General features: G+C 73.0%; 4 protein-coding genes. 1 reads left to right on the forward strand and 3 read right to left on the reverse strand.

The genetic code is table 11. The features are described 5' to 3' along the window. Positions 1 to 128 precede the first annotated feature (128 nt). The 3 genes from GVN67_RS27800 to GVN67_RS27810 are packed head-to-tail and all read right to left on the reverse strand — an operon-like array spanning position 129 to position 5,211. Complete coding sequence (locus GVN67_RS27800; protein ID WP_160000562.1) at positions 129 to 1,484, reverse strand: HlyD family type I secretion periplasmic adaptor subunit; 1,356 nt, start codon at positions 1,482 to 1,484, stop codon at positions 129 to 131. After that, positions 1,481 to 3,580 carry a peptidase domain-containing ABC transporter gene (locus GVN67_RS27805; RefSeq protein ID WP_160000563.1) on the reverse strand — a complete coding sequence of 700 codons (2,100 nt, stop codon included), beginning with the start codon at positions 3,578 to 3,580 and terminating at the stop codon, positions 1,481 to 1,483. The genes GVN67_RS27800 and GVN67_RS27805 overlap by 4 nt, the downstream gene beginning before the upstream one ends. Then, on the reverse strand, positions 3,577 to 5,211 hold the full coding sequence (locus tag GVN67_RS27810; protein WP_160000564.1) for an ATP-binding cassette domain-containing protein: 1,635 nt from the start codon (positions 5,209 to 5,211) through the stop codon (positions 3,577 to 3,579). The genes GVN67_RS27805 and GVN67_RS27810 overlap by 4 nt, the downstream gene beginning before the upstream one ends. A gap of 257 nt (positions 5,212 to 5,468) precedes the next feature. Between GVN67_RS27810 and GVN67_RS27815 the strand changes: the two genes are divergently transcribed. Continuing rightward, the coding region (locus GVN67_RS27815) for a hypothetical protein (protein ID WP_200845427.1) at positions 5,469 to 5,791 on the forward strand (323 nt) is incomplete at its 3' end.

The raw sequence follows: 5,791 nt of genomic DNA on the forward strand, positions 1-5,791 counted from the left end.
GCGGGGGTGAGGCACGGGGGGATCCTTCCCGGGGGCGTCGCGGCGCGCGGCGGCGACAGGGGCAGTGAACACTGTCCGGGGTGAACATTGGCTGAAGCGGAAGCCTGAGGGCGTGGCGCGGCATCGCGTCAACGCTCGCGGAAGGCCTCGCCCAGCGAACGCTGCAGCGGCGCCAGCAGGTAGCGCAGCAGGCTGTTCTCGCCGGTGCGGATATCGGCCAGCACGCTCATCCCCGACAGGATGCGCGCATCCGCCTGCAGCCCGACATGCTCGCGCGACAGCGCCAGCTCGGCCTTGTAGTAGGGCGTGCCGTCGCGATCGTGGAAGGAGGAGGCCGAGACATTGGTCACCACCGCCGGGATGACGCCGAAGCGCGTGTAGTCGAAGGTCAGCACCTTCACCCGCGCCTCCTGGCCGACGCGGATATGGCCGATGTCGCGGGCGGTGATGCGCGCCTCGACGCGCAGCTTGGCGTCCGCCGGCACCAGCTCCATCAGCAGCGCGCCGGGCGAGATGACGCCGCCCGAGGTCTTCACCTGGATATTCTGCACCGTGCCGCGCGCCGGGGCCGCGACCCGCAGCCGCTGCACCCGCGCTTCCGCCCGCTGGATCGCCTGGCGCAGCTCCTGCATCTCGGCGGTGACCTTGCTGAGCTCGGTGGCCAGGTCGGCGCGGAAGCGGGTCTCCAGCTCCGACAGCCGCGCCTGGGATTCGCCCAGGCCCTCCCGCGTGCGGGTCGCCTCGCGCACCAGCGACACATGGTTGCCCTCGAGCCGCGCCAGCTCGCGCTGCGATTCCAGCAGCTGGAAGCGCGGCGCCAGCCCCTTGGAGACCAGCTCGCGCCGGCCGACCACCTGCTCGCGCAGGAAGCCGATCTGGTTGAGGATCGAATCGACCTGGCCGGCATTGACGTCGAGCTCGGCGCGGCGGCCCAGGATCTGCTGGTTGACCACCTGGCGCTGCACCGCATGGGCGCGGCTGCGCGCCTGCAGCAGCTCGGCCTGGGCCAGCACCAGCTCGCGATACTCCTCCTCGGCCGGGCTGATGGCGATGCTCTCCTGCCCGCCCATCACCGCGGTGATCTGCTGCGCCTGCAGCTGCAGCCCGGTCAGCCGGGTGCGCAGCTGGTTCAGCTCCGGCTCGGCCTGGCCGGGATCCATCTCGACCAGCGCCTGGCCCTCCTCGACCACGGCGCCCTCCTCGACCAGCACGCGGGCGACGATGCCGCCCTCCAGGTGCTGCACCTGCTTGACCGAGCCGATCGGCAGCACCTCGCCGGAGCTGACCGAGATCTCGGCCACCGGCATCACCGCCGACCAGGCCAGCGCCGCCACCAGCAGCCCGCCGATGCCCAGCACCGCGACCATGGCCAGCCGGCTGATCCCCTCGGTCTCGAACAGGCTGGCGCCGGTGACCCGGTCCTCGCCGGTCAGGCTGCGGGCCAGCGCGCTGGTCGGGCTGTTGGGGCGGAGGGTGGAGCTCATCGGGCGGCGCTTTCCAACCGGGCCGCCAGGTCGCGTGGCGTGCCATCGAAGATGATGCTGCCCTGGCGGAGCGCGATGACGCGGTCGCAGGCCGAGGCCAGCTGCGAATCATGCGTGACCAGCAGCACGGTCTGCTTGCCGCGGATGCGCTCCAGCTCGGCCAGCAGCGCGCGGCGGCATTCCGGACGGCTGACATCGGGCTCGTCGAGCAGCACCAGCTTGGCATCCAGCAGCCAGGCACGCGCCAGGCGCAGCCCGCTGCGCAGATGCTCGGCCCCGGCCAGCCGTGCCAGCGGGGTGGCGAAGCCCTGCGCCAGGTCCTCGACCTCGGTGCGGATGCCGGCGCGCTCGCAGGCATCCTCCAGCGCCATGTCGCTGGCGGCGGGGCTGCCGAGGCGCAGGAACTCGGCGACGCTGATCGGCAGGTCGGGCATTTCCTGCGGCGCATAGGCCAGGCTGTGGCGCAGCGCGCGCGGGGTGATCTGCCGCAGGTCGGTCTGGTCCAGCAGCACGGCGCCGAATTGCGGCCGGTACAGGCCGAGGATCAGCTTCAGCACGGTCGATTTTCCGGCGCCGTTCGGCCCGGTGATGGCCACCAGCTCGCCCGGCTTCACCTCGAAGCTGATCTGCTGCAGCACCGGTCCGGCGCCGCCCGGATAGGAGAACAGTGTGCCTGCGAAGCCCACGCGCCCGCCGGTGCCGCGGCGGATATTGTCGGCCGCCCCCTTGGTCTGGGCGGAGAATTCCTCGGGGCTGGCCATCAGCCCGTCCAGCGAGCCCACCGCGCCGCGCACCGTGCGGATCCGCGCCAGCGCGGTCAGCACCATCCCCAGCGGCGACAGCATGCGCCAGATCAGCGCCATGGCGGCGATCAGCCCGCCGACGCTGAGATGCCCGGACAGCGCCATGGTGGCGCCGGTGGCCAGCGTCGCCACCGCGCAGAAGGTGGTGATGCTCTGCGCCGCCACCTGGGCGGTGGCGGAGACCCGCGCCTCGACCAGCCCGGCGCGGGCGTAGTTGGCCGAGGCCTGGCGGTAGCGCGCCAGCCAGAGCGGCTCGGCGCCCTTCTCCTTGATCGGCCGCAGCATGTCGATCATCTCGTTCTGCAGCGACTGGAAGGCGGAGACGGCGGCCATGGCCTCCATCGCGCCGCGCCGCGCCCGGCGTAGCAGCCACAGGCTGAGGCAGAGGCCCAGCACCAGCACCAGCACCGGCGCCAGGGTCAGCCAGCCGGCCAGGAAGACCAGCGCCAGCAGGTAGCCGGCGACGAAGGGCACCTCGATGCAGGCGAGGCTGAGCGGGCCGAAGAAGAAGCTGCGGATGGCGTCCCATTCGCGCAGCCGCCCGCGCGCCACCATCGGCGACAGGCGGTCGGCCAGCTCGGGCGGCAGCCGCAGCATCTTGCCGACCAGGTCGCTGACCGCGGCCAGGTCGACGCGGCCGGCCAGGTGGCCGAGCATGACGGCGCGCAGCACCCGCAGCCCCAGATCGCCGACCAGCGCGATGCCGAGGCCGAGGCCGAGCAGCGCCAGCAGCGCCAGGTCGTCCGCCGCCAGCGCCTGGTCGTAGACCGCCAGGGTGAAGAGCGGCAGCGCCAGCCCCAGCAGGTTGATCGCCGCCGCCATGCCGATCACCAGCGACAGGCCCCGCCCGGTCAGGCCGCGCAGCACCACGCTCCAGCGCGGCTGCAGCCCCTCCGGCAGCGAGAAGGTGACGCAGCGGACGCGGCGGCGCAGCGCCGGCACCGCGGCCTCCGCCCCCGACATGGCGTCGACGCAGACCAGCTCCTCGCCCTGCGGCAGGATCACCAGCAGCTTCTCGCCGGGGCCCTCGATCATGCAGGGAAAGCCGCTGCGCAGCGCCGCCTCGACCCGCAGGCGGCGCAGGCGGGCGGAGAGGCCGAGCAGGCGGGCGACCGAGCAGGCGCGGTCGAAGCTCAGCGGCTCGCGGCCGAGCGATTCGGCCACCTCGACCGGCAGGCCGCGCCAGCCGCTGGCCTGCAGCAGCCCGGCCAGCCCCACCGGCACCGCCTCCGCCTGCGCCTCCAGCGAGGCGGCGACGGGCGCGCCCTGGATGAAATAGGCGAGGGTGGTCATGCCTCCGCCACCAGCCGGCTGTCCTGGAAGCGCAGCCGCAGGTCGGCATGCTTGCGCAGCGCCGCGTTGCCGGTCAGCACGATCAGCGTGGCGCGCCCCTTCAGCCGCTTGAGGAAGTCGCCGAGCCGCAGCTGGGCGGCCGGGTCCAGCCCGATCTCCGCCTCGTCCAGCAGCAGCAGCCGCGGCTTGGCCGACAGCGCCGAGACCAGCGCCGCGCCCTGGCGGATGCCGACCGGCAGGCTGCGGCCACCCTGGTCGATCTGGGTGTCGTAGCCGTCCGGCAGGCGCTTGACCGCCGTGTCCAGGCCGAAGAGGAAGGAGAGGTACTGCACCTCCGCCTCGCGCTCGGGGTGGCCGAAGCCGGTCAGGTTGTCCATCAGCGAGCCGCTGAACAGCGTCGGGCTGCGGCCGATCAGCGCTGCCTGGCGGCGCACCAGCGGCGCCGTCGCCGGCGACAACCTGGTGTCGCCCAGCATGATCTCGCCCTCGGCCACCTCGACATAGCCGAGCAGGGCTGCCAGCAGGCTGCGGCAGGGGCTGCCGGGCGGCGCGTCGATGGTGACCAGCTTGCCGGCCGGCACCTCCAGCACCAGCGGCGGGCCGCCATCGTCGAGGCCGAAGCGGATGCCCTGCATGCGGATCGCCGGCGGCGCCGTCCACAGCGCCTCCGTCGTCTCGAGCTCGATCCGCTCGACCGCCAGCGCCTGCAACCGGCCCATCGCCTCCCGCGCGCGGCGCGCCTCGTGCCACCCCTGCAGCAGGCCGAGGCCGGATTGCAGCGGCTGCATCACGCGCCCGGCCAGCAGGGTGCAGGCGGCCAGCCCGCCGGTCGACAGCTTGCCCTCCAGCACCAGCACGGCGCCGATGCCCACCACCAGCGCCACCTGCACCTGGCCGGCGACGGCCACCACCTCGCGCAGGATGGTGCCCAGGGTGACGGTGTCGCGCAGGATGGTGGCATGCCCCTCCTGCAGCCGCTGCAGCTTGCCGGGCAGCAGCAGGTCGGCGCAGAGCGCCCTGGCCAGGGCCAGGGCCGGGAAGACGCCGCGCAGAAAACTGTCGCGCTGCTGCTCGGCGCGCAGCCGCTGCAGGTCGGCAAAGGCGAGCTGGCGCGAGACCCGCCAGCCCATCAGCAGGAACAGCCCGGCGACGCCGATCGGCACCAGCACCAGCCCGCCGCCGATGATGCCGATCAGCACCATGAAAAGCAGGCCGAAGGGCATGTCGAACAGCACCTGCAGCCGCTGGGTGCGCGATTCGCGCAGCACTCCGGCGGCGGCGATGCCGGTGGTGATCTCGGCCGGGGACAGGCCCAACAGGGCCTGCGGCGTGCCGCGCATGACGTCGCGCATCAGCCGGCAGCGCACCAGGTGCTCCCGCAGGCTGTCGACGCGGAGCGCGATGGTGGCGCGCGCGATGCGCAGCGCGATTTCCGCGATCACCAGCACGCCGAGGCCCAGCAGCATGCTGGCCAGGGTCTGGCCGGTGCCGTTCGGCAGCACGCGGTCATAGACGTGCAGCACCACGATCGGGACGCTGAGGCTGAGGATGTTCAGGCACATCGAGGCCACGCCGAGCCCGAACTGGCCCTGGAGGTCGGTGATCCTGGGATTTTTCCGGAAAGCTGGCACCGTGCTGGCCCCTGGTGTCCGGCGGACCGTCCTGGCCCGCCCCGAAGCGCAGGATGCCGGAAGGCGCCTTAATGGCAGGCTTAAGCGCGGTGCCGTTCCGGCGCGGCGGATTAAAGGTTTCTTCGGGCTTGGGCGGGCATTCTGCGGCCAGCCGACCGCGCCGGAAGGGCTGGTTCAAGACCAGCCGGGCCCGGCTGCCGGTCACGATCCCCCGACAAGAAGTCAGGGACTTCCCGCCGTCGGATTGGAGCGCCGTCATGTCTGATCAAACCTCGAACCCCGCCTCCGAGCCGTCGCGCAGAGGCCCGAACAACGGCGGCCTCGATCCCGCGAGCCTGCGCCGGCAGCTGAGCGAGGAGGATCTGCACAGCCTGCACACCGGCAGCCGCGCCAATTACAGCTCGGTCGCCGACAGCGCGCAGCGCGCCACCGGGTCGCCGATCGGGGTGCAGACCCAGTCGGTCGACACGCCGAACCCGGAGACCGGCGGACAGCTGGGCGCGGTCAGCGGGGCCGGCGGCGCCGCGTTGGGCAGCGCGGCCGGGGCGGCGGCGGCCGGCCAGGGCGCGGCGCTGGGGGG

The organism is Roseomonas sp. 18066, assembly GCF_902706185.1.
Taxonomy (GTDB): domain Bacteria; phylum Pseudomonadota; class Alphaproteobacteria; order Acetobacterales; family Acetobacteraceae; genus Pseudoroseomonas.

Excerpts from the sequence above, each read along its gene's own strand:
- GVN67_RS27800 (WP_160000562.1), bottom strand. The coding sequence starts at position 1,484 with ATGAGCTCCACCCTCCGCCCCAACAGCCCGACCAGCGCGCTGGCCCGC.
- GVN67_RS27805 (WP_160000563.1), bottom strand. The coding sequence starts at position 3,580 with ATGACCACCCTCGCCTATTTCATCCAGGGCGCGCCCGTCGCCGCCTCG.